The 21,503-nt window shown below is 62.0% G+C and carries 18 protein-coding genes and 1 pseudogene; 7 read left to right on the plus strand and 12 right to left on the minus strand.

The window, feature by feature from the left end; all coding sequences use genetic code 11:
- Window positions 1-241: 241 nt before the first annotated feature.
- The 4 genes from KSS91_RS11500 to KSS91_RS11515 are packed head-to-tail and all read left to right on the plus strand — an operon-like array spanning window position 242 to window position 4,483.
- Window positions 242-1,393 (plus strand): efflux RND transporter periplasmic adaptor subunit, encoded by a 1,152-nt coding sequence (locus KSS91_RS11500; protein WP_217837996.1) that lies wholly within the window; start codon window positions 242-244, stop codon window positions 1,391-1,393.
- On the plus strand, window positions 1,390-2,076 hold the full coding sequence (locus KSS91_RS11505; protein ID WP_015094670.1) for an ABC transporter ATP-binding protein: 687 nt from the start codon (window positions 1,390-1,392) through the stop codon (window positions 2,074-2,076). Before KSS91_RS11500 ends, KSS91_RS11505 begins: the two co-directional genes overlap by 4 nt.
- Window positions 2,076-3,287, plus strand: coding sequence for an ABC transporter permease (locus KSS91_RS11510; protein WP_217837997.1), 1,212 nt, complete (start codon window positions 2,076-2,078; stop codon window positions 3,285-3,287). Before KSS91_RS11505 ends, KSS91_RS11510 begins: the two co-directional genes overlap by 1 nt.
- Window positions 3,287-4,483 carry an ABC transporter permease gene (locus KSS91_RS11515; protein ID WP_217837998.1) on the plus strand — a complete coding sequence of 399 codons (1,197 nt, stop codon included), beginning with the start codon at window positions 3,287-3,289 and terminating at the stop codon, window positions 4,481-4,483. The genes KSS91_RS11510 and KSS91_RS11515 overlap by 1 nt, the downstream gene beginning before the upstream one ends.
- 479 nt (window positions 4,484-4,962) lie before the next feature.
- Here KSS91_RS11515 and KSS91_RS11520 read toward each other — a convergent pair whose 3' ends face one another.
- Window positions 4,963-5,142, minus strand: a complete 180-nt coding sequence (locus KSS91_RS11520) for a hypothetical protein (RefSeq protein ID WP_217837999.1) — start codon at window positions 5,140-5,142, stop codon at window positions 4,963-4,965.
- A gap of 102 nt (window positions 5,143-5,244) precedes the next feature.
- Complete coding sequence (locus KSS91_RS11525; protein WP_225923739.1) at window positions 5,245-6,030, minus strand: CHAD domain-containing protein; 786 nt, start codon at window positions 6,028-6,030, stop codon at window positions 5,245-5,247.
- Window positions 6,031-6,279: 249 nt separating this feature from the next.
- On the opposite strand from KSS91_RS11525, the gene KSS91_RS11530 reads away from it, so the two are divergent.
- Window positions 6,280-6,690: an arsenate reductase ArsC gene (locus KSS91_RS11530; protein ID WP_217838000.1), complete on the plus strand. Its 411-nt coding sequence runs from the start codon at window positions 6,280-6,282 to the stop codon at window positions 6,688-6,690.
- Between the two features lie 254 nt (window positions 6,691-6,944).
- Here the strand turns inward: KSS91_RS11530 and KSS91_RS11535 are convergent, their stop codons facing one another.
- The 4 genes from KSS91_RS11535 to KSS91_RS11550 form a co-directional block, all read right to left on the minus strand.
- Window positions 6,945-7,838 carry a polysaccharide deacetylase family protein gene (locus tag KSS91_RS11535; protein WP_217838001.1) on the minus strand — a complete coding sequence of 298 codons (894 nt, stop codon included), beginning with the start codon at window positions 7,836-7,838 and terminating at the stop codon, window positions 6,945-6,947.
- A complete protein-coding gene (locus tag KSS91_RS11540; protein WP_217838002.1) occupies window positions 7,838-8,710 on the minus strand; it encodes a GNAT family N-acetyltransferase in 873 nt (290 codons plus the stop codon). The genes KSS91_RS11535 and KSS91_RS11540 overlap by 1 nt, the downstream gene beginning before the upstream one ends.
- A gap of 113 nt (window positions 8,711-8,823) precedes the next feature.
- A complete protein-coding gene (locus KSS91_RS11545) occupies window positions 8,824-9,276 on the minus strand; it encodes a thiol-disulfide oxidoreductase DCC family protein (RefSeq protein WP_217838003.1) in 453 nt (150 codons plus the stop codon).
- A 95-nt stretch (window positions 9,277-9,371) separates the two neighbouring features.
- Window positions 9,372-10,073 carry a winged helix-turn-helix transcriptional regulator gene (locus tag KSS91_RS11550; RefSeq protein WP_217838004.1) on the minus strand — a complete coding sequence of 234 codons (702 nt, stop codon included), beginning with the start codon at window positions 10,071-10,073 and terminating at the stop codon, window positions 9,372-9,374.
- A gap of 103 nt (window positions 10,074-10,176) precedes the next feature.
- Between KSS91_RS11550 and KSS91_RS11555 the strand changes: the two genes are divergently transcribed.
- Together KSS91_RS11555 and KSS91_RS11560 are read left to right on the plus strand one after the other, a co-directional pair.
- Window positions 10,177-11,118, plus strand: a complete 942-nt coding sequence (locus tag KSS91_RS11555) for a carbon-nitrogen hydrolase family protein (protein WP_217838005.1) — start codon at window positions 10,177-10,179, stop codon at window positions 11,116-11,118.
- Between the two features lie 71 nt (window positions 11,119-11,189).
- Window positions 11,190-11,624 (plus strand): GFA family protein, encoded by a 435-nt coding sequence (locus tag KSS91_RS11560; protein ID WP_015094687.1) that lies wholly within the window; start codon window positions 11,190-11,192, stop codon window positions 11,622-11,624.
- Window positions 11,625-11,748: 124 nt separating this feature from the next.
- Here the strand turns inward: KSS91_RS11560 and KSS91_RS11565 are convergent.
- The 6 genes and pseudogenes from KSS91_RS11565 to KSS91_RS11590 form a co-directional block, all read right to left on the minus strand.
- Window positions 11,749-12,087 (minus strand): annotated as a pseudogene (locus KSS91_RS11565) (lytic transglycosylase domain-containing protein); the annotation flags it as partial.
- 255 nt (window positions 12,088-12,342) lie between these two features.
- A complete protein-coding gene (locus KSS91_RS11570) occupies window positions 12,343-15,438 on the minus strand; it encodes an efflux RND transporter permease subunit (RefSeq protein WP_217838007.1) in 3,096 nt (1,031 codons plus the stop codon).
- On the minus strand, window positions 15,435-16,547 hold the full coding sequence (locus tag KSS91_RS11575; protein ID WP_217838008.1) for an efflux RND transporter periplasmic adaptor subunit: 1,113 nt from the start codon (window positions 16,545-16,547) through the stop codon (window positions 15,435-15,437). The genes KSS91_RS11570 and KSS91_RS11575 overlap by 4 nt, the downstream gene beginning before the upstream one ends.
- 30 nt (window positions 16,548-16,577) lie before the next feature.
- On the minus strand, window positions 16,578-18,218 hold the full coding sequence (locus tag KSS91_RS11580) for a TolC family protein (RefSeq protein WP_225923741.1): 1,641 nt from the start codon (window positions 18,216-18,218) through the stop codon (window positions 16,578-16,580).
- On the minus strand, window positions 18,215-18,430 hold the full coding sequence (locus tag KSS91_RS11585) for a hypothetical protein (RefSeq protein WP_015094691.1): 216 nt from the start codon (window positions 18,428-18,430) through the stop codon (window positions 18,215-18,217). The genes KSS91_RS11580 and KSS91_RS11585 overlap by 4 nt, the downstream gene beginning before the upstream one ends.
- Window positions 18,431-18,544: 114 nt before the next feature.
- Entirely contained in the window at window positions 18,545-21,442 is a 2,898-nt protein-coding gene (locus tag KSS91_RS11590; protein ID WP_217838009.1) for an AAA family ATPase, read from the minus strand.
- Between the last annotated feature and the right edge of the window lie 61 nt (window positions 21,443-21,503).

Raw genomic sequence — 21,503 nt, forward strand, 5'->3', positions numbered from 1 at the left:
GTATGGGCAAAGCGTGGCACAGTTTCCGGAGATATTTCGACGTCGCAGCGTTGCCGCGGCAAGGATTTCTATTGAGTTGGCATGGCTGGCAAACAGCCGTTGCGAGAGAAATAAATCTCATTCGCCATTTATCTGGCGCTCGTCTGACGCTCGTCTGAAAAGCGTCGGATAAATGACGTTTTGCGTTGTTCTTTCACCTTCCTGACCTAGGCTCAAGCCATGTGGGGAGGAGGTGAAGTCCATGCGCAAATTATTGATTGGCTCGTCGATACTGGCCTGTCTGGTGGTGCTGGGCGGCTGGTTGAGTCGACCACAGCCGTTGCCGGTCAGGCTGCTGGAGGTTGAGCGCGGGCCGGTGGAGACGCTGGTTGCCAACACCCGCGCGGGTACGCTGAAGTCCTGTCGGCGCTCGCATCTGTCCTTCAATGTCGGCGGCCAGGTTGCCGAGTTGCTGATCGCCGAGGGCCAGCGGGTCCAGGCGGGTCAGGTGCTCATGCGCTTGCGGCAGGTCGAGCAGCAGGCCCGGTTGCAGGAGGCCGAGGCGCGGTTGGAGGCCCAACGCAACGCCCGCGAACAGCGCTGCCAGCAGGCTCATCTGGACCGGCGCGACCTCGATCGCCTGGGCCAACTGGCCGACCGCAAACTGGTTGCCGCCGATCGCCTCGATCAGGCCGAAACCAAGGCTCACCTGGCGAAGCTGATGTGCAGTGCCAGTGCCGTGCTGATCCGCGAGGCCGACGCCAGCCTGCAGTTGCAGCGTTCACTGCTGGAGCAGACGACCCTGCGTGCGCCATTCGCTGGCATAGTCGCAGAAATCAACGGCGAACTCGGCGAGTTCGTCACCCCTTCGCCGCCGGGTATTCCCACGCCGCCGGCGGTCGACCTGATCGACGACAGCTGCCTGTATGTCGAGGCGCCGATCGATGAGGTGGACGCTGCCCGGGTTCGCCCCGGAACCGCGGTGCGGATCAGCCTGGATGCTTTCCGTGGGCAGCATTTCGCTGGCCGCGTCAGCCGCATCGCGCCCTATGTGCGTGAACTGGAGAAGCAGGCGCGTACCGTCGATGTCGAGGTGCGCTTCGACCAGCCGCCGGCCGATCTGGTTCTGCTCACTGGCTATAGCGCCGATGTCGAGATCCTCCTGGAGCAGCGCGAACGTGCTTTGCGTATCCCCACCGAGACCCTGCTGGAGGGGCAGCGCGTGCTGCGCTATGACCCCAGCGCCCGGGTGTTGCGCGAGGTGGAGGTGCAAACCGGGTTGAGCAACTGGCGCTGGACCGAGGTGCTCGCAGGGCTGGACGAGGACGCGCGCATAGTCGCCAGCCTCGAGCAGGAAGGGCTCAAGGACACCGTGTCGGTGATACCGGTGGATGCGTCGGAGACTCAGCAATGATCCGCCTGCGCGGCGGCAGCCGCAGCTTCCAGTTGGGCGAGCAGAAGGTGATGGGGCTGGACGGCCTGGATCTGGACATCGCCGCCGGTGACTACATGGCGGTGATGGGCCCGTCGGGCTCGGGCAAGTCGACCCTGCTGAACATCCTCGGTTTGCTCGATGCGCCGAGCGCTGGCGAATACTGGCTGCAGGGCGAGGCCACGGCGACGCTGAGCGAGGCGCGGCGCGCCCAATTGCGCAGCCAACTGATAGGTTTCGTGTTCCAGTCCTACCACCTGATCGCACGGCTGACGGTGCTGGAGAACATCGAACTGCCGATGGTCCTCGCCGGTATCGGCGCGGCGCAACGGCACAAGCGCAGCAGCCAATTGGTGGCGCGCCTGGGGCTGGGCGATCGTATTGCCCACCGCCCGGGCGAGCTGTCCGGTGGACAGCGCCAGCGCGTCGCCATCGCCCGGGCGATGGTCATGCAACCGGCGCTGTTGTTGGCCGACGAGCCCACCGGCAATCTCGATAGCCAGGCCGGCGCCGAAGTCTTCAGCCTGCTGGAGGAGCTCAACGACGAGGGGCTGACCCTGATAGTGGTGACCCACGACGCCAGCCTGGGCGCCCGCGCGCACCGCCAGTTACACATGCGTGACGGGCGGATCCACAGTGCTGCGTCGCAGCAGGCGCTGGCCTGATGCGCGCCGCCGATGCCCTGGCCTTCTGGCTCGGCGCCTTGCGTGGGCATCGCTCGCGCAGCCTGATGCTGCTGCTGGCCATCGCTATCGGGGTGGTTGCGGTCAATCTGCTCACCGGTCTCGGCGCGGGCGCGCGGGCCTTCGTCCTGAACGAGTTCTCGCTGCTTGGGCGCGACATCCTGATCGTTTTCCCGGGCCGCAAGGAAACCACGGGGCGCATGCCGCCACTCACCGGACTGACGCCGCACGAGTTGACCTTGCAGGACGTCCAGGCCATCACCCGGTTGCCGGGCATCCGCCGGGTCGCGCCGATGCAGGCCGGGCAGATGGAGGTGATAGTCGGTAACCGCAATCGTGAGGTGCTGACCCTGGGCACCACGCGAGACTTCTTCGCCATTCGCCAACTGACGGTCGTCCAGGGCCAACCCCTGCCGGAGCTGGACCCTGAGCAGGCCGAGGCCGTCTGCGTGATCGGCGGCAAACTCCGGCGCGAGCTATTCGGTGCGCGCCCGGCCCTGGGTGAATGGTTGCGCGCCGGCGACCGGCGCTTTCGGGTGGTCGGTATCCTCAGTGAGCGGGGCGAATCCCTGGGAATGGATTTCGCCGAAATGTTGATCATCCCGGTGGCCAGTGCCCAGGCCTTGTTCAATCGCGAGGGGTTGTTGCGGGTGTTTGTCGAGGTGCGTGGACCGAGCTTTCTCGAGCGCAGCAAGCGGCTGATACTCGCCGCGCTCAAGGAGCGCCACGAGGGTGAGGAAGACATCACCCTGATCAGCCAGGACAGCCTGCTCAGTTCCTTCGACGAGATACTCACGGTGCTGACCCTGGCGGTGGCCGGGATTGCCGCGATCAGCCTGCTGGTGGCAGGCATCCTGATCATGAACGTGACCTGGATTGCGGTGAGCCAGCGCAGCGCCGAGATCGGCCTGCTCAAAGCCATAGGTGTGACGGCGGCGCAGTTGCGCCTGCTGTTCCTCGGCGAGGCGGCGCTGCTCGCCCTGGCGGGGGCGCTGGCGGGGCTGCTGCTGGCCGAAACCTTGCTCTGGCTGGGGCGCCTGGCGTTCGATCTGCCGCTCTATGCACCCTGGTGGGCGCGGGCTAGCGCGGTGCTGCTGGCACTCGTCACGGCGCTGCTATTCGCCTGGCTGCCGGCCGCTCGGGCCGCGGCGCTGGAGCCGGTGGCGGCGCTACGCCCGCCGGGAGCGCACTGATGCGCTGGCAAGATGGTTTCCGGCTGACCAGCTCGGCGCTCACCTGTCGCCCCTTGCGCAGCCTGCTGACCCTGCTCGGGGTAGCGATCGGGATAGCCGCCGTGGCGCTGCTCACGGCCATAGGCGAAGGCGTGCGCGGCTATGTGCTGGAGAACTTCTCGCAGTTTGGTACGCGGATCATCACCGTGCGCCCGGGCAAGACCCAGACCAGCGGCCTCGGCGGTCTGCTCGGCAGCGTACGGCCACTGACCATCAGTGATACCGACGCCCTGCGGCGCTTGCCGCATGTCGAGGCGGCGGTGCCGATCATTCCGGGCAGCGGGGATATCCAGTTCGGTCAACTGAGCCGGCGCAGCGACATTCTCGGTGGCGGCCATCAGCTGGCGCAGGCCTGGCGCATGCGGCTGAGCATGGGCGAGTTCCTGCCCGTGGCCCGTGACGGTCGTTCGCCGCCTTATGTGGTGCTCGGCCATCAGCTGCGAGTCGAGCTGTTCGGTGCACGCAATCCGCTGGGCGAGCTGGTCCGCGTCGGCGGCGTGCGTTTCCGGGTGATCGGCGTGATGGCGCAGAAGGGCCAGTTGCTCGGCTTCAACCTCGACGATATCGCCTACATCCCGGTAGATTGGGCCGAAAGCCTGTTCAACCGCACCGGGGTGGTCAAAGTCCATGTGGTGTTCGGCGCCGGCACCACTTCGCGGGCGTTGAGTCAGCAGATTCGCCAGGTGCTCGGCGAACGGCACGGCGAGGAGGACTTCAGCCTGAGCACCCAGGACGACATGTTGCGCAGCTTCAACCGCGTTCTCGGCACCCTGAGCCTGGCCATCGGTGCCTTGGGGGGCATTTCCCTGTTGGTCGGCGCCGTCGGCATTCTCACCATCATGACCACCACTGTGGGCGAGCGCACGGCGGAAATCGGCCTGCTGCGGGCAATTGGTGCCAGTCCGCGGCAGGTGCTCGGGCTGTTTCTCGCCGAAGCGACGCTGCTGTCCCTGGCCGGTGGTCTGCTGGGTTTGCTGTTGATGGGCCTGCTGCTCGGGCTACTGCACCTGGCCATGCCGAGCCTGCCCTTGGCGCTGCAGCCGCTGTTTCTGCTGCTGGCACTGCTGCTGGCGGCGGTGCTCGGCATTCTCGCCGGCCTGGCGCCGGCACTGCGGGCGGCCCGCCTGCATCCGGTGGCGGCTCTGCGCAGTGAATAGCAGCCAGGCCAATGAGCCTGACGGGCGGGCTGTACGCTGCGTGACGATAACGAAAACGCCGGCGCTGGGCTGGTGATTTTAATGGGGTGGCGGCGGCAAAAACCGAGTGCAAAACTCCGGCAGCAAGTCCTCGGAATTCAGAGTGTCCTTAGAGGATAAATTTCTACGGGTTTACGTTGATCAATGTTTCGAGTGATCGCTTAGGGTCGGTTGAGGCCTGTAACGAAGGGCTGCAACCGACCCAAAGCGGCCTTTCGCCCAAGATAGATAACGACCAAAAAGGGCCGTCTGGGAATGTTCCAATCAGGGCAGTCGGCAGGGAAAACTGGTGGGGGGCGTTGTCGAGCGCAACGACGAACATTAGAAGCGTTCGCCTTGCGCGCTACTTCAGGAACGACCAGGTTGGGTAACGCTCAGTCTCGTCGGGTAAACCGGTCGCGTATGCAGGCTGTCCTCATAGGCGACCTCTCACGAGATGCTTACTTGACCTCCGGGCTGCCAGAATCCTGGGCAAATGTATGAGAGGCAGCCTCTATCCGCTCCTCGAGCTGGGCAATGTAGGTTTGAGCGTCCTCCAGGTTGAGGAACGAAACGCCCGTTTCGCCAAGCCACACTTTGCAACCGCTACCTTGCTCATTTGTTTCAATAGTGATTTTCATCGGCAAACCCTTTGCTGTTGAGGCGGCGGAGGGTAGCGCATTTTTTGGATCATTCACAATGAATCAGAGGCTCTAAATAGGGTGTTTCAAGGCGATTTGATATCAGTCTTTGGACATCGCCAGGTCTTTCTCCAGGTGAGCGAGAAGTGACGCCAATTTCAGCTCGGCATCAGCCAGCGCCTGTTCTGACGCGACTTCCCAGTACGGTGCGATTTCTAGCAAATCAGGTTCGGCCTCGGCCCGCAGGCACCATTGGTGATGATCGTGCCAGGAGCCGAGTGACGACTGTACCGACTTCAGCTGAGCTCTGGATTTTGCCTTTAGCGGTGACAGTGTTGGAAAAGCTTCGGAGAGGTATCGCGCGTTTTTCACGATGATCCTCAGCTTGTGCCGATCAAAATGTTTGTCTCGAAGTCCGGCGATCAACTGATTGATTCTTTTCCTCAGGGCTTTCTCAATCTGTCTTTTTACATCGACCAGCTCGCCGGCTCTCTCGGCTGTCCTGAACATCTCTGGCCATCGATCCAGTTCGACAAACAGTTTATCGAGCACTGGGCTGGCGGTGATCTTCCGATACTGCTCTGTAAGGACTGCGCTTCGGCTCGCCGCTTGGCGGGGATGGCCCATTTTCTGCAGCTCACCAACGATAACCTCCAGATCCCTTGTGGGGGTAGTCGCTCTACCGACTTCGGCTGCAGATTGATTCAACGCTGCGACCTCGGGCATGTTTCGCAGCGGACGTAAAAGGGTGCGTATTTTCCGCACCGCGATCCTCAGATCATGCAGGGCTTCGCCGTCGCTGTTGGCTTCTAGTCGAGCGCGCGCGTGGTAGAGAGAGACTTCCAGGGAAATGATCTGGGCCACAAAATCGTCGACAAAAGACATCATCGTCCTCGCTCGTGAGGGGGTTCGCAGAGCGTAGCAGAGCGTAGCAGAGCTATTGTTCGGTGCAGCCGTTTGCGCACGGGCACTGCAATAAAAAATTCATCTTGCCGCTGGGGGGCGGAGCCAACGGTGATGTGGGCAGTGAAAAATTTCGAAACAGTACAATTCATTGGAGGGAAATCGGGCGGTCACTTCACTCTGCTTAACTGAACTATGCCGTTTTCACAGATCAGTGCTGCAAGGGAGAAAGGAATGTCTAACAAAATGCGGGTTCTGTTTGTCTGCGCTAAAAACGATGTCCGTTCTTTACTGGCCGAAGCACTGCTTCGCCACACCGACTCATTAAATTTCGAAGCATTCAGTGCTGGCCTCGAACCTGGCGAAGTTGATCCTCGAACCTTGGAGTCTCTCGAACACATAGGTATAGAGACTAGCGGCCTACGCAGTAAATCGATCAATGAGTTTGAAGGGCAGGAGTTTCATTACTTGATCACACTGTGTGACAAGTCTTCCGAAGAAGCCTCACATATGCCGTCCTCAGGCGAGGTAATCGTGTGGAATTTTGAAGACCCGGTGAGCAGTGAGAGGCATGAGCCATTTCGCCATGCGCTCCAAGAGATTCACGACCGCATCAAAATGTTCGTCACAGTGAAGACAAGGTAATGAAATTGGATCCGTGATCAGCACTACGAGCTGTTTTTAGACTTGAATTCCAATGACCGCTCCTGGCCGATTTCTGCCTGTCGCCACCATCAGCTTTGGGTCGGTTTCTGCCTTCCATGTTCGGCTGAAACCGGACCAAAAACGCACATCAGTGACAGGCAACGCCTCGGCGATGTTTAAGGAGGAGCAGGGCGCCTGATGCACAACGGGGGATTTTGACAAGCCTGCGAGGCTCAGGCCGTTGCGAACCCCACTCAGGCGGGGAACCGGGCTATCCAGTGCCTGGCAATCTCTTCGCGCCGGCAGATCCACACCGCGTCGTGGCCTTGCACGTAATCGAGAAATCGCGCCAGCGCCATCGCACGACCGGGATGGCCACTGATCCGCCCATGCAGGCCGACGCTCATCATCTTCGGGTGTTGCGCGCCTTCCTGCCACAGCAGGTCGAACGCGTCCTTGAGCAGCCGGAAGAAGTCTTCACCGCAGGCGAAGCCGTTCGGCAGCAGATAGCGGGCGTCGTTGTTGACCAGTGTGTAGGGGATCACCAGGTGAGCGGGCGAGCCCGGGAGCCAATAGGGCAGGTCATCGTTGTAGGCGTCCGAGCTGTAGAGAAACCCGCCTTCCTCACGCAACAGGCGACGGGTGTTCTGACTGACCCTTCCTGTGTACCAACCGACGGGGCGTTTACCGCAGGCCTGCTCGATCGCGTCGAGGGTGAGGCGGATATGGTGCCGCTCCTGGTCTTCAGGCATGTCGCGATAGTCCAGCCAACGGTAGCCATGCCCGGCAATCTCGTGCCCGGCCGCGCAGAGCGCATGGCCGATCGCCGGGGTGAGTTCCAGTGCCCGGCCGACGGCGAAGGCGGTCAGCGGCAGGCCTCGGGCGCCGAACAGTTCCAGGATGCGCCAGACTCCTGCGCGCGATCCGTATTCGTACATTCCCTCGACGCTCAAGTCCGGTTCCCCCACACGCGGCGGGCGGCCGGGTAGCTCGTGAAGCCAGGCCTCCGACTGGGGATCGCCATTGAGGAGGCAGGATTCCGCGCCTTCTTCGATGTTGAGTACGAACTGCACCGCGACGCGCGCTTCACCGGGCCATCGCGGGTGGGGTGGGCGGCCGCCATAACCGATGAGGTCGCGGGCGGACATCAGCCCAGCTCGAAGGTGGTGACGCCGAACACACGTTCGTGCGCGATCGCCGGAGGAGGGCCGAGGTACATGCGTGCGCAGCCGAACACCTCGGTCATGCCCTGTTGGTGCACGAGCGCAATGGCGGCAGGGTTGTTCTCCGGGGCATCGAGAAACAGCGGGCCACCTTGCGCAAATTCCGCCAGGCGCGCGTAGAGGGCATTGGCCGCCAGGGCGTCATCGGCGAACAAGGGGCCGATCTTGCAGCCTTCCCGGCAGCGCCTTATCACGCCATAGCCGCTCAGCCTGCCCTCGCGCCGGCAACCTACGGCGAGTGCATCGGCCTGGGCAATCCACCCGCTCAGGAAGGTTGCGCGCGGGGTGGGGAAACAGGTGCGGTCGTAATCGAGCACCTGATCGAACGGGAAGGAGGCCAATGGGACGATGTCCTGGTCGTCCGCCTGGGAGGTCGTCGGGCGTTTGGTGATTTCGGCACGAAAACGCAGGTTGCGATGGGAGAAGACGAAACCACCCTTGGCGTAGTAGTCCTGCATCGTGAAGACGCCGTCCATGCCGATGCTCGCGCCCGGGCGCAGGCGGGCGAGGAGCCGCTCGCGGCGTGCGTGCCAGAGGGTATTGCCCAGGCCCTGGCTGCGATACTCAGGCCGGACGATGAAAAAACCCATGAAACCGAATTCGCCATGGTAGGAGGTGATGGCGCCACCGCCGATCAATTCCTCACCCCGGGACGCCGCGATGAAGGCGGCAGGGTCCGTGGCCCAGAACAGCTCGGCATCGTGAAGGCCGGGGTTCCAGCCCTCACGGGCAGCCCACTCGACGAGTTCGTCCAGTTCGGGACGGGTCATGTTGCGTATGACCAGCTGATTCGACACCGTGAAATTCTCCTCAGTCGCTAATCGAGCCTGTGGTCCATCTCCGCCCGGAACCCTTTCGGTATAGCTTCAAGCCGGGTAATGATCCAGCTCGTGATGTCGCCCTAAGGCGTTCACCGGGGCGCTTTCAAAAAGCGCTGTTCATGATCCGGATCCGGCAACAGGCAGGTGTCGTATTTCCCGAAGAGCCGATAACGATTGAGTGCAATGCGGTCGTAGGCCCAATCTCGAAGTTGACGAGGGAAGATGCGCAACAGGTTCACAGGGCACCAGCGTGCGGGCAACTGGGCAAAGACTTCGAAAAATGCTTGCGAACGCTCCCAGTAGTATCGGTCGCGGATCACCGCCATGCTGTGGAATTGATCCATGGGCAAACCTGCCCAGGCGAGCAGCGCCTGCCCCTCGGGTGACTGAACCGCCGCCAACCGTACGCGCCGCTGGCGGTCATGGCGAATCACGAACCTCACCCAGCCATTGCACAGCTTGCAGACACCGTCGAACAACACCACCGTCTCTCCGGGTTTGAGCAGCGGCGCGGGGGAGGGGAGGATTTTCGAGGCTGGCATGAGCGTGGGTCCAAGGGCGCCTGGGTCTCCGCGATCATAACCGTGCGCCGGCGTTGAAGTCTGCAATTGGCTGATGGCCACAAGCGGACAGTTCTCTATGGCGATTGCAAAGGCTGGATTGCAGCGCTCCGGGAACCGGCGAACGCACTCGTGCCAAGCCAGCGCCACAAGTTTTCCGCATCCTGCACAGCGCCGTCTACACGCAGCTCCCGCGACTGAAGAACCTCCCTGGGTGTGCGGTCGCCAGTCCACACTTCTGTCAACGCGCGCACGCTAGAGTCTACGACGAGCGTGAGTTCGCGTCCGGGGTCATCGCGGCACAGATCTGCCACGCCATGTTCGACCACGAGCCACCACTCCTGCTCGCCGGAGCGCGCGTCGCGGAACCTGAAGTGGATGACCACCGACCGGGACGGGAACATCTCGATGCGCGCGAACCGGCGCACGTCCCACATGAGCAGGCCCGCGTCGAGTTCGTTATCGCGAAGGCGGCTACCTATCCAGCGCGCGCCCCAATGGCCTAGCGCCATTATGATGGGGCGCAATTCCTCGCCTGCCTCGGTCAGGCTGTACTCCCAGACCTTGCCTGCGGCTGTGCGATGTACGACACCGATATCTTCCAGGTGGCGCAGCCGCTGTGCCAGCAAGCTGGTGGACATTCGCGGTACGCCGCGGTGCAGTTCATTGAAGCGCTTACTGCCACATAGCAGCTCGCGCACGACCAAAGGCGTCCAGCGCTCGCACAGTGCTTCAGCACCACGCGCGACCGTACAAAACTGACCGTAGCTTTCGTCCATCGCCTGTACTCCGCAACTACAACGCTTCAGTTTCTGAACTAGTCTCGCGACTTCGCCACGTGCACGCTCAAACCTGCGAAATCCACCGTCTCAGGAGAACGTCATGACCAAGATAGCAATCATTCAGCGGCCGCCAGTGCTGCTCGATCGCAGCGCGACGATCGCCCGAGCCGTGCAATCGGTCGCTGAGGCCGCGGCGGCGGGAGCCTCGTTGATTGTTTTACCCGAATCGTTCATTCCAGGTTATCCGTCGTGGATCTGGCGGCTGGCGGCGGGAAAAGACGGAGCTTTAATGGGCCAGTTGCACACGCGTCTGCTGGCCAACGCCGTCGATATCGCGAACGGTGACCTGAACCCATTGTGCGAGGTCGCCAGCGCCAACGCCGTGACAATCGTATGCGGGATCAATGAATGCGAACGGCGTAATGGAGGCGGCACGCTCTACAACAGCGTAGTCGTTATCGGTACGGACGGCGAAGTGCTCAACCGGCATCGCAAGCTGATGCCAACGAACCCCGAGCGCATGGTCCATGGTTTCGGTGATGCGTCAGGGTTGCGTACGGTCGATACACCTGTCGGCCGCATTGGTACGCTCATCTGCTGGGAAAACTACATGCCCCTGGCGCGCTATTCATTGTATGCCCAGGGAGTGGAAATCTACGTCGCCCCCACGTACGACACCGGCGAGGGCTGGATCAGCACGATGCGTCACATTGCACTCGAAGGTCGATGCTGGGTGCTCGGCAGTGGTACCTCACTGCGCGGCAGCGACATTCCCGATGACTTTCCGGCTCGCACGCAACTGTTTCCCGATCCGCAAGAGTGGATCAACGACGGCGACTCGGTGGTGGTCAACCCTCAAGGCCGGATCACAGCCGGTCCACTGCACCGAGAGACAGGCATTCTGTATGCGGACATCGACGTCTCACTCGTGGCGCCAGCGCGGCGCACGCTCGACGTCACCGGGCACTATGCGCGCCCTGACATTTTCGAACTGCAGGTTCGACGCACGCCGGCGACAGCGGTGCGCTATATCGACGGGTGAAAGTCACCAACGCTCAGGCGATCCATCTCAACTTCGACGGTATGCGTAACAACTGATGAAGGAGTCATTCCATGAGCATTCAAAGGTCTTACAAAGGCAGTTGTTTTTGCGGCGCAGTCGAGTTCACCGTCAGCGGTGAGCCGGCCGCAATGGGCTATTGCCATTGCGAGTCGTGTCGACATTGGTCAGCAGCGCCGGTCAATGCCTTCACGCTGTGGAAACCCGAGGCGGTGCAAGTAACCCGGGGGGCTGACAACATTGGCACCTACAACAAGACACCGCAGAGTTATCGCAAGTGGTGCAAGCGTTGCGGCGGGCACCTCTTCACCGAACACCCGGGGATGGGGCTCATCGACGTGTATGCCGCCGTCATCCCGGATCTCGTGTATTCGCCAGGCGTTCATGTTCACTATCAGGAGGCCAGGCTGCGCATCAAGGACGGGTTGCCCAAGCTGAAGGATGTCCCCTGCGAATCAGGCGGATCGGGCGTCAGCGTGGACGAGTAGCGTCAGGTTTTCCAGACGCTGTGACGGGTCGCTATGGGTCGATAGCCACCGGTGAGCGTGAAAGTTCGCTTGAGCCATTCCCCGCCCGGCGTATTACCTGTTGCGGGTTATGCGCCCCAGGGTACTAGCGATGGTTGCGATAGCGCTCGGTCAAGGACTGCACGAGGGTGACGTAGGATTGCGTCTCGGCGTAGGGAGGCACCCCGTTGTACTCGACCACGGACGCTTCGCCGGCGTTGTAACCTGCCAACGCCAGCACCTGGTTGCCGTTGAAGCGCTTGAGCAGCCAGGCCAGGTGGCGCACGCCGCCACGAATGTTCTGTCGTGCGTCGAACGGATCGTCCACGGCGAAGTGCTCGGCGGTGGCGGGCATCAACTGCATCAGTCCCTGGGCGTCGGCTTCGGAAATGGCATAGAGGCGAAACGCCGATTCGGCATGTATCACTGCGCGGACCAGCGACTTGCGCCATTACCTCGCCGATTTTTAAAGCCCAATTGGGCGTCCTTCGATTGACCCTGAGCTGATGATCCGCATGCTGATCGTGGGCTATGCCGTCAGCAGCTATTATGGCCATCAGCCTTGCCTGTGAGCCGCGAAGTGCGAAAGAAAAGGAATTTTCGCAGGCCCCCCCCACCGCTGACCTCGGTTGTTTCAGAAACCGTGCTGAAAAAACTTCTCTAACAGCGGTGGGGCCGGGGACAAAAGTCACGGCACTCATCACTCAGAAGCAAGCGTGGCCTTCCCCCGTACCTTTTGGGTATCAGTGGTCGTCTGGCGATCCACCTTGAACCATGCGGCGTATAGCGCCGGGACGAAGAAAATCGTCAGCAGCGTCGCCACAGTGAGGCCGCCCATGATCGCGATCGCCATCGGCCCCCAAAACACGCTGCGCGTTAACGGGATCATCGCAAGAACGGTGGCCAGCGCCGTCAGCATCACCGGACGCGCTCGGTGAATGGCGGCATCCAGCACAGCATTCCAGGGGGCGCGGCCCTCAGCGATCTCGATTTGTATTTGATCGATCAGGATCACCGCGTTGCGCATGATCATGCCACCCAGTGCGATGATGCCCAGGATCGCGACGAAGCCTAGCGGCGATTGAAACACCAGCAGCGCCGGCACCACACCGATCAAGCCCAGCGGTGCGGTCAGCATCACCATCCACATGCGGGAAAAGTTCTGCAATTGCAGCATGAGCAATAGCAGGATAGTGACCAGCATCAACGGGGCTACCGCGAGCAGCGCCTTGTTGGCCTTGTCACTTTCCTCAACCGCTCCGCCTACATCGATGCGGTATCCGGTCGGCAGCTTGGCTTCGATGTCCTTGAGCAACGGCTGGATTTCCTGCGTCACCGATACACCCTGTTCACCATCCTTCACGTCGGCACGCACAGTGATCGCCATGTCGCGGTTGCGGCGCCACAGTACAGGCTCTTCCAGTTCAGCGCGCACCTGGGCGACTTGCGACAACGGCACCACCGTGCCTTGGCGTGTGTAAAGGTTGATGTTTTTCAGTGTGTCGAGGTTCAAGCGTTCCTCTGGCACGGCACGGGCCACGATGTCGATCAGGTCCTCGCGCTCACGCAGCTGCGACAGGGTTGCGCCGTTCATCACGGTCTGGGTCGCCAGCGACACGTCGGCCGGCGTGAGGCCAAGCGCGCTCGCCTTGTCCTGATCAAGCTCCACTTTCAGTGTTCGTACCGGGTCATTCCAGTCGAGCTGGAGGTCGCGCACCTTCGGATTGGACGCCACTACCTTCTCTACGTCGCGGGCGATCTTGCGCACCATCTGGGTATCGGGGCCTACGACGCGGAACTGCACCGGGTAGCCGACAGGCGGCCCCAACTCGAGCCGGGTCACGCGCACCCACGTCTGCGGGAATTGTTGGTCAGCCGAGGCCACCAGCCGCGCACGTACTCGCTCGCGTGCCTCCAGATCTTTGGTCATCACAACGAACTGGGCAAAACCCGGATTGGGCAGCTCGGGGTTGAGCGAGAGATAGAAGCGCGGTGCGCCGGCGCCGGTGTAGGCGGTATAGAAACGCACGTCCTCGTCTTTCGCCAGGATCTCCTCCATGTGCTTGACCTGCTCGGTCGTCGCGGCGAACGAGGAGCCTTCCTTGATACGCAGGTCAATGACCAGTTCAGGACGCGAACTGTTGGGGAAGAATTGCTGCGGCACCAGCTTGATACAGGCCAGAGCAAGCACCAGAGCGCCCACCGTCGCACCGATGACCACCCAGCGACGCTCGATGGCGGCGTCGATCAGGCGGCGCAGGCTGCGGTAAAACTTGGTGTCGTGTGGATCAGCGTGCTGGTGCGTGCCCAAGTCGTTGGGCAGCATCTTGACCGCCAGGTACGGTGTGAAGATGCCGGAACAGATCCACGAGAACAGCACTGCGGCGCCGACGATCCAGAAAATGCCCCCCGCGTACTCGCCGGTGGTGGACTTCGACAGGCCGATCGGCAGAAAGCCCACGACCGTGATCAGCGCGCCGGTCAGGCGCGGCATGGCGGTGGACTGATAGGAGAAGGCGGCGGCCTTCACGCGGTCCATGCCGGTTTCCATCTTCGCCACCATCATCTCGATGGCGATGATGGCGTCATCCACCAGTAGTCCCAATGCGATAATCAGTGAGCCGAGCGAGATGCGCTCGAGGTTCCAGCCCATCGCGAGCATCACCAGCGCCACGCCGCCCAGCACCAGCGGCACCGTGGCTGCGACAACGAGGCCTGCGCGCCAGCCCAGGCTGGCCAGACTTACCGCAATCACGATGACCAGCGCCTCGACTAGCGCGCGCCCGAAGTCCAGGATTGCATCCCTCACCGTGGTGGGCTGATCGGCCACCAGCTCCAGCTCCACACCATGCGGAAGTTCCGACTGGATCTTGGCGACTGCCATGTCCATCGCCTTGCCAAGGTCCACGATGTTGCCGTCGCTGGTCATCGTGATGCCGAGCATCAGTACGGGTTGGCCATTGTGACGTACCGTGTAGGTCGGCGGATCCTCGAAGCCACGGGTAACGGTCGCGACGTCGCCGAGCTTGATCAGCCGGCTGCCCGCGGAGATGGGCACATTGCGGATAGCCTCTTCGCTGGCGAATTGGCCGCTCACGCGCACCATGACGCGGTCGCCTCGGGTGTCGATCTGGCCTGCGGGCAACATCGCGTTCTGGCTCTTGAGGCTTTCGGCGATGGCCAGCGGTGTAATGCCCAGCGCTGCCAGGCGTTCGTGTGAGAACTCGACGTAGACACGCTTGGCCTGCTTGCCGATCAGATCGATCTTTTTGACCATCGGCACCTTCAGCATCTGGCGCTTGATGTCCTCGGCCGCGTCCGACAGGTCGGCGTGGCCGACACCGTCGCCCTTGACCGCGTACATCAAGCCATACACGTCGCCGTACTCGTCGTTGAGGATCGGGCCGATCACGCCGTCAGGCATCTCGAGGCTCAGGTCGTTGAGTTTCTTGCGCGCCTGGTACCAGGCTTCGCGCTGGTCAGCCTTGGAAGTGCCGCCGCGCACGGTGAGCGTCATGCCGGCATAGCCTTGCCGCGCATAGGTGACAACCTTCTCGAAGTTGTCAATCTGCTCGAATTTCTTCTCCATACGGTTGAGGACCTGGTCCTGCAACTGCTGGGCAGTGGCGCCCGGCCAGATGACCATGGCGGTCATGGAAGGCACGGAAAAGTTCGGATCCTCGAGCTGGCCGAGCCGGGTGAAGCTGAAGGCGCCGGCCACCGCGACAATGAGGAGCATGAACAGAACGATGGCGCGATGGCGCAGCGCCCAGTCGGTGAGGTTGAAATTGTTCATCGAGTGGCCTGCTGCGTGGTATTTGCGTCAACAATCGCCGCGCCGGGAAGCGCGACCTTCAGTCCGGACGTCATCTTCTGGACACCGGCGGTGACGATCAATGCGCCAGCCTGCGGCCCGGAGACGAGCACCTGGTCGTTGCGGTAACCCCAAACTGCCACACGCTCCAGATCGACGATGCCTACGGGGTCCTTGCCCGTGGGCGTGACCACCCACAGCGCCGGCTGACCGCCGTTCTGCGTCAATGCCGTGGCTGGCACTGCCGCCACAGATACACTGGTCATGACTCGCTCGGCCATCACCGTGGCGGTGGCGCCCAGCGGCAGTGCCTGTAACGGCTTGAGCCGCGCGCGATAGGTGCGTGTCTGCGCTGCCGCCTGTGGCGACAGCTCGCGCAGCGTGACATCGAAGATCTCGTTCGGCGCACTGGCCAGCGAGGCCTTGAAGCGCGCGTCCTTGAAGACAGCCAGTTGATCCTCGGGCACGTCGATGACGATCTCGGATTCGCCCGGGTTCGCGATCGAGACAACCGGTTGACCCTCCGGCACGACCTGCCCTGCCTCAAAGCGCACAGCCGTGACGACGCCGCTACGCGAGGCGCGCAGCACGGTGTACTTGAGCCGGTTGCGCGCGAGTTCGAGCTTTCGCGCTTCGGCCTCGGCGGTCGCATGCGCGGTTTGGGCATTGGTATGCGCGCGCTCGGCATCGGCCGCACTGACCGAGCCGTCAGTCTTTAGCGCGGACAGGCGCTGATTGTCCGAGTCGGCTTGGCGAGTCTGCTCGACGGCAACCGACCACTGTTGTCGCGACGTTTCCTCAGCGAGGCGGTAGTCGCTATCATCCAGCACAGCCAGGATGTCGCCTTCACGCACAAACTGGCCTACATCGACCTTGCGCTGGTCTACCTTGCCACCCACGCGGAAGGCCTGGTCTACCTCATGTCGCGACTGTACGGTGCCCACATAGCGACTGATGTCGCGGGCATTGTCGTAGCTGATTGCAACGGTGCGCACCGGTCGTGGTGCCTGCACAGAGGGCTGGTCGGGGCTACACGCGGACAGCATGACCGCTACGGCCAAGATGCCGGCCGCAGTAAGGGAATTCTTCAAGACGGTTCCTCTTTGGAAAACGACAGATTCTTAGGAAAGTGGTGGCCGTTCGGCTTTGGTGGATGCGGTTGGAGTGGCGGGTTGTTCGAACACCTGCCAGCCCCCGCCCAGTGCCTTGTAGAGCTGCACGCTATCAAGCAGCAGGCGGGTGTTGCTTTCGTTGGAACTCAGGCGTGCCGCCAGGCGCGCGCGCTGCGAGTCCAGCAGTGGCAACAGGTCGATCTGTCCGCGGTTATAGAGCGACTGGGCGCGACTTTGCGCCGTCTCTGCGGAAGCGGCGGCCAATTGCAGCGACCCGGAACGGCGGCGTTCCTGCGCAAGTGTGACCAAGGCGTTTTCCACATCCTCAAGCGCACGCACGATGCCGTCTTCGGCACGTAGTACGGCCTCTTGTTGAGCACTTTCGGCCGCATCGTTGATTGCTTGCGTACGCCCCGCGTTGAAGAGCGGCATTGCCAGCAGACCCGCGACATTGGTGAAGCGCGCAGCACCAAGATCGGCTCCGTTCAGGTTCAGACCCTGGCGTCCAAAGGACGCACCGAGAAAAAGTTGCGGGAACCACTCAGCTTTCGCTTGCTGACGACGTGCATTGGCAGCGTCGAGTTGAGCCATCAACGCCAGCACGTCAGGTCGGCGTTGCAGCAATTCGGCCGGCTGTCCGGGCTTGGCCTCAGGCACATCCGTCATATCGCCGCTCGAGGGCTGAATGTTGGTGCTGTTGAAAGACTGGTCGGCGATCAACACCGCGATACGGTGGCGGGCCACCGCCACTTGGGTCTCCAACGGCGGAATCTGCGCCCGCGCCGACAAGGCGTCGGTTTGTGCGCGCTCGACGTCGAAGGCGGATGCCAGCCCCACCTGTTGACGTGCGGTAACCAAGCGCAGCGTTTCATCCTGCATCGCCGAGATTGCTCGTAGCGTTGCGACCTGGCGTTGCGCGCCGACCAGTGTGAAATAGTTGCTGACGACATCGCTCATCACCAGCAGGCGTACTCCCCGCATGCTGTGTTCCGCGGCTAGCGCATCGGCGTCAGCCGCCGCCGCGCCGGCTCTAAGGCGGCCACTCAGATCGAGTTCCCACGAGACGTCCAAGCCCGCACTGGCGCTCTTGATATCCGGATACCCCTGCTTTATGGCCGAATTGAAGCCGGTGCTGCGGTCACTGCCGGAGACCGACGCACCGACGCTCGGAAGTAGCCAGGATTGGCTGACCGTTTCTCCAGCACGCGCGGCACGCAACCGTTCGGCGGCAATCTTGACGTCGCGGTTCTCCCGCGCGGCTCGACGGACCAGATCCGTCAGCAATGGGTCGTGGTAGACCTCCCACCAGGCCGCCTCGGGTTCCATCTCGGACGCCGTACTCGCGGCGAAGTTGCTTGGCACGTCGACCGAGGGTTTGGCGACCGGTGTGGAGCAGCCAGAAAGGGCGAAGGCGATCGACGTGGCCAAGGCCGCCGCCATGACAACCGCGGTCGGGCACTTGGTACGTTGCAAAGTTGCCCCACCGGCATGGCAAGGCAGCGGATGGGGGATTGAAAGTCGCGGCATTAGAAATGGACTCGTGTAGTTCGAGGTGGCGTCAGCGTAGGGGGACTGCGTGCGCAAAGTCGTCAGCGAACCGTCAGCGTTCGGTCGCCATGCGCTTTGTCTGTCGATGCTGGAAAGGATCATTCACCATCGCTTTCTATCGCCTGCTCACCGACTGCTGTCGCCAGATCCTCGCCAATCGACTCCAGCAACTCTTCGGCGCACGAGAACTCGCGCTGACGTCCGGTGACCAGGTTTTCGAGTCGGCCCATCAGGGCCTCCGGTCCGGCATCACTGCGCAGCTTGACGACGTATGCGCGGCGGCTCGGGTATTTGGATTCAGGGTTAAGGCTCATCGCAGACCTGGGGTTCTAGAAGGTTCGATGCCAGCGTAAGCCGTCCCCCTGGTTCGAGTCGTAAGCAAAAGGTCAGACTTCGGTCGGATGACCTCCGCTCCCACAACCGTCACTTCAAGCCCGTTTAGCAGCCTCAATCAGCGAGCGTGCACGTTTGACCTGTTCGGTTGCATGCGTTTCGGGTAACTGATCAATCAGCATCACCAATGCTTGGCGATCCGCTGGTACGGCGTCGTGGCACTCACATAATTCAACCAGCGCGAGCAGCTCCAGCCACAATGCTTCCTGGTCGCGTGCCTCTTCAATCGCGGCCCGTACCGCCGCGTTACTGGCATCCGACCGATCCTGAGCTCGAGCGATCGCGGCCTCCAACAGCAACAGTTGCGGCAGGTATACGCGTTCGCCCAATTCCTCTCCCACCCGGAGGGCTTCCTGCAATTCAACGTGCGCTGCGTCGTAATCGCCTGTCAGTAGCAGCGCCTCGGCGGCGTAGCCGAGTACCTCGCTGGCACCGGAGCGCATACCGAGTCCAGTGTGTTCCTCGTAGGCCTCACGGATGTGACGGTAGCCGTCGTGGGGGGCACCGTTGCGCGCGTCGGCCCAGCCGCGCCACCAGCGGCAAGCCGTGCGCCCAAGCGCGAGCGAATATTCATCGACGAGCTTGTGCATGTCATCAGCCAGCGCTGCCACCCGCACAGAGTTTCCCAGTCGTACCTCGATCAACACCTCCTGCCAGGTAGCGACCAGCCATGTCATAGGTTGTCGAAGCGTATGCGCGCGGGTTCGTGCCTGCTGCATATGGGTTCGCCCTTGCTCAATCAGACCAGACCGAACCAGCTCGATAGCCAGCATGCCGTGCAGCATGACCTGGGGATCTGCCGCAAAGATCTCGTTTGTCCCTATGCCCAGCGGCTCGGCGATCGCGAGGGCGCGCTCTAACCAGCTGCGTGTCATTTTCGTGCGGCCCTGGAGGTGATGCACCTCGCCCTGAACGATGCATGCCGCCAGCATGAGCTCTTGGTCGTTTGCGTTAAGGGAGAGAGCTTCAGCACGCTCTGCCACTTCCAACGCCTGCAAATAGTCGCCGCGTAGACCGAGTAGATAGCCGAATCCGTGCAAAAGGCGACCGCGCATGGGGTGCTCGGGGACTTCCACTAGCAGAGTGTAACTCCGCTCGAAAGCGCCCTTTGCCTTGCTGCCGACACCGAACATGTGGAAAGCCGAAACCCCCTGCAACGTGGCCAAGGTAATTTCGAGCGTATCGCGTTCCGCTCCTTCGGGGGCCTGCACAAGTAGGGCCAAGGCGCGCTCAGTGAGGCCGATGCACAAGTCCGGGCTGAAGTGCAGTAGCGCGGCTTCTGCCGCTTCGGCGTAATAGCGCAGCGCGATCATCGGTAGCCGAGCACGGTCGAAGTGCATCGCCAGTTCCGAGGCCGCAACCGGCACACCGGTCGAGCGCTCGCGTTCGAGGACAGTGCCAACCTGGCGATGGAGATCGATGCGCAACGGACGAGGCGTGCGTTCGTACAGCACCTGACGAAAAAGGGCATGGCGGAACGAGTAAGGCCGCTCTACCGCTTCGTCAATATCGGGTGTCCGCGATTGTGTGAGCCATACCTGCTCACGCATCAGTTCCTCACAGGCCCCGATCACCGAAGAGAGATTGCGCTCGAGGGCGAGCGAAACCGTCTCAATCCGGAAATCGGACCCGCACACCGCAGCCGCGCAGAGAAGTGTTCGTTGCTCGGGAGCCAGCTTGGCAATGTAGTGATCGATGATGGCCGCAAGGTTCTCGGGAACCACCAGATCCGCCAGCCGAGCTTCGATGGTGGTTTCGTCCTCTTTTACATCCATCACTTCAGTGATGATTGAGGAAACGAACAACGGTACGCCGTCGGTCCGTTCGTGCAGGGCGCGCACGAAGGTTTCATTGCATGCCAGTGAGGCTGAACGCAACGCCACATAGTCGGCGACCTCGGTTTCGGAAAACGGGTCGAGTACTACTTCCTCGCACAAGCGTTGCAGACGCAGTTCGTGACGTAATGAGCTGAGTGGATGTTCGAGAGCCACCACTTCGGCAAGACGCAAGCTTGATAGCCACATGAGCCGTGCGGGGCCACGGCGTCGCGCCATGTAGTTAATCAACTGAACCGTCGCCCGGTCGCTCCAGTGCAGATCTTCGGTTACCAGCAACAGCGGGCGCAGTTCTGTGAAGCGGTCCAACAATTCACCAAATTCCCTCAGCATGCGTTCCGGGCCGACGCCGGCCAGCTCGCGCCGCAATGTGTCTCGTTCCTGCGTGCTACTCAGCCACGGCAATTGCAACAGCCAGGTGGGTGCTACTTCGCGCAACAACGCCGGCAGGGTCGGGTCGCTGCGGCACAGATCGGCCAACGCCTCCAGTACCGGCAGGTACGGTTCACCGGTGCCGAAGTGCTCCATGCAATGGCCGCGGGCGCAGGCGATGCCGCCAAGACCGGCAAGAAAATGCTCGATCAATGTGGTTTTGCCGATCCCCGGTTCTCCAGCCAGCCAAACTACGGCCCGCTGGCCTCCACTAACCCGTTCCCACGCCCGTTGCAGCCTGGCGACTTCGGCAATGCGACCGATGAATGTCGGCAATTGAGGTGAGCCGGCTTCCGGGACTGCCGTAGATGCAGGAGGCACCGAAGCAGCAAGAGACGAGACGGCGATGAAGCGATAGCCGCGCCGCGACACCGTCTCAATAAAACGAGGGTGCTTGGGGTCATCGCCCAATATCTTGCGCAGGTCACTGATGGCCGTTTTCAGGACTGAATCACTGACAAACCGATGCCCCCACACCGCATCCAGTAAAGAATCCTTGGATACCAATGACCCCGGCTGGCGGGCAAGCACACATAACAACAGGAAAGGGGTCGGCGCCAAAGCCACCGCTTGCCCAGCGTGGAACAAGCAAGCGTTGGCCTCATCGAGCTCGAACTCGCCGAAGCTCAGCAGGACGGGGGTTGGATGGGGCTGCGGACGGGCCACGGGTAATTCCTAAAAACTTAAAACGTGGTGCTGAAAATTCGCACGGTATCGATCGTCTTCG

The organism is Pseudomonas azerbaijanorientalis (assembly GCF_019139795.1).
Taxonomy (GTDB): domain Bacteria; phylum Pseudomonadota; class Gammaproteobacteria; order Pseudomonadales; family Pseudomonadaceae; genus Aquipseudomonas; species Aquipseudomonas laurylsulfatiphila.

What these genes read in the sequence shown, in the direction of transcription:
- KSS91_RS11555 (WP_217838005.1), top strand. Translation starts at nt 10,177, where the DNA reads ATGACCAAGATAGCAATCATTCAGCGGCCGCCAGTGCTGCTCGATCGC.
- KSS91_RS11530 (WP_217838000.1), top strand. Translation starts at nt 6,280, where the DNA reads ATGTCTAACAAAATGCGGGTTCTGTTTGTCTGCGCTAAAAACGATGTC.
- KSS91_RS11545 (WP_217838003.1), bottom strand. Translation starts at nt 9,276, where the DNA reads ATGCCAGCCTCGAAAATCCTCCCCTCCCCCGCGCCGCTGCTCAAACCC.
- KSS91_RS11550 (WP_217838004.1), bottom strand. Translation starts at nt 10,073, where the DNA reads ATGGACGAAAGCTACGGTCAGTTTTGTACGGTCGCGCGTGGTGCTGAA.
- KSS91_RS11500 (WP_217837996.1), top strand. Translation starts at nt 242, where the DNA reads ATGCGCAAATTATTGATTGGCTCGTCGATACTGGCCTGTCTGGTGGTG.
- KSS91_RS11505 (WP_015094670.1), top strand. Translation starts at nt 1,390, where the DNA reads ATGATCCGCCTGCGCGGCGGCAGCCGCAGCTTCCAGTTGGGCGAGCAG.
- KSS91_RS11580 (WP_225923741.1), bottom strand. Translation starts at nt 18,218, where the DNA reads ATGATCCTTTCCAGCATCGACAGACAAAGCGCATGGCGACCGAACGCT.
- KSS91_RS11520 (WP_217837999.1), bottom strand. Translation starts at nt 5,142, where the DNA reads ATGAAAATCACTATTGAAACAAATGAGCAAGGTAGCGGTTGCAAAGTG.
- KSS91_RS11525 (WP_225923739.1), bottom strand. Translation starts at nt 6,030, where the DNA reads ATGATGTCTTTTGTCGACGATTTTGTGGCCCAGATCATTTCCCTGGAA.
- KSS91_RS11585 (WP_015094691.1), bottom strand. Translation starts at nt 18,430, where the DNA reads ATGAGCCTTAACCCTGAATCCAAATACCCGAGCCGCCGCGCATACGTC.
- KSS91_RS11510 (WP_217837997.1), top strand. Translation starts at nt 2,076, where the DNA reads ATGCGCGCCGCCGATGCCCTGGCCTTCTGGCTCGGCGCCTTGCGTGGG.
- KSS91_RS11515 (WP_217837998.1), top strand. Translation starts at nt 3,287, where the DNA reads ATGCGCTGGCAAGATGGTTTCCGGCTGACCAGCTCGGCGCTCACCTGT.
- KSS91_RS11535 (WP_217838001.1), bottom strand. Translation starts at nt 7,838, where the DNA reads ATGTCCGCCCGCGACCTCATCGGTTATGGCGGCCGCCCACCCCACCCG.
- KSS91_RS11560 (WP_015094687.1), top strand. Translation starts at nt 11,190, where the DNA reads ATGAGCATTCAAAGGTCTTACAAAGGCAGTTGTTTTTGCGGCGCAGTC.
- KSS91_RS11570 (WP_217838007.1), bottom strand. Translation starts at nt 15,438, where the DNA reads ATGAACAATTTCAACCTCACCGACTGGGCGCTGCGCCATCGCGCCATC.